At 40.0% G+C, this 1,105-nt stretch carries 2 protein-coding genes; one reads left to right on the forward strand and one right to left on the reverse strand.

Annotated elements, in window-relative coordinates:
* Nucleotides 1–625: oligosaccharide flippase family protein (locus tag V7266_RS17895; protein WP_335469607.1), on the reverse strand; the 625-nt coding region annotated here is incomplete at its 3' end.
* A gap of 147 nt (nucleotides 626–772) precedes the next feature.
* On the opposite strand from V7266_RS17895, the gene V7266_RS17900 reads away from it, so the two are divergent.
* Nucleotides 773–1,069 carry a post-transcriptional regulator gene (locus V7266_RS17900; RefSeq protein ID WP_335469609.1) on the forward strand — a complete coding sequence of 99 codons (297 nt, stop codon included), beginning with the start codon at nucleotides 773–775 and terminating at the stop codon, nucleotides 1,067–1,069.
* Nucleotides 1,070–1,105 lie beyond the last annotated feature (36 nt).

Raw genomic sequence — 1,105 nt, forward strand, 5'->3', positions numbered from 1 at the left:
GTTTTTTTAATTTAAAGGTTGTCAGTAAGTAAACGAGAGAAAGCAGTTCACCTAAAACGGAGGCCCCCATGGCCGCTGCCGCCGCATATTCCACTCCGTAAGGGAGGAATGTTTTAGTGGCTGTTGCGATTAATGTGATCCGGACAAATTGTTCAAGTATTTGTGAAATAGCTGATGGCCGCATATTTTGCCGGCCTTGAAAGTATCCTCTCAGCACAGATGCGACTGCGATAATGGGGAGTGCTGGGGCAATCGCGATCAGAGGATAGTATGTTCTTGGGTCGGTAAAGAGTGTGGTTGATAGAATGGGTGCCAGTAAAATCAATGCTGGTGTAAAGACTATCGATAAACCCACCGTAATCGCCAGGGATACGACAAGGATTTTTTTGATTTCGGCATGATCTCCTTTTGCCTCCGCTTCTGCAATGTTTTTCGAGATGGCAACCGGAAGACCTAACTGAATCATCGTTACCACAAGAATAAACGTAGGGTATGCCATCATATATAAACCGACGCCCTCTTCGCCAATACTTCTGGCCAGTACGATGCGATAAATAAAGCCAAGGACTCTTGTGATAAAACCTGCAACTAAAAGGATAAAAGTCCCTTTTAAAAACTTCGACATTTAGGTTCCCACCTTCTCAAATAAGAAGAATTCATATACAATTAACTATATGCCTAGAGGTGGACAAAGCATGACAAGTTGTAGAAGCTTTTTAAATGGTTTTTATAAAAGCGGTTTCTTAAACGAGATTCCGGGGAGGCAGAGAGAATGGAGAATAACCGCATAAATGAAGATTTTCGATCCCAAGTACAGCCGGCATTAAAAAGCAAGCTGGAGGAGTTTCGCCTGCTGGGGATTGATTCTGTATCAGAACAAGGACTTTGGGAATTCTTAATAAAGAAAAAGTGGAAAAAGGTCAAACATGAAATGAAGCTGTATGAAATGATCCAAGAAATTCTCTCTGTAAGGGTAAGTGACTATTTAAACTATGTAACGATTGAATCCTATAAAACTTCTGAATTTTCCATTGATAATGAAGAAGAGCTGAAAGAACTTTTAAAATAAATTTTGTTAAACGATAATGTTGTTTTTATACTCTGT

The sequence above is a fragment of the Neobacillus drentensis genome, assembly GCF_036965645.1.
In the GTDB taxonomy this organism is placed as follows: domain Bacteria; phylum Bacillota; class Bacilli; order Bacillales; family Cytobacillaceae; genus Neobacillus; species Neobacillus drentensis_D.

Excerpts from the sequence above, each read along its gene's own strand:
- V7266_RS17900 (WP_335469609.1), top strand. The coding sequence starts at position 773 with ATGGAGAATAACCGCATAAATGAAGATTTTCGATCCCAAGTACAGCCG.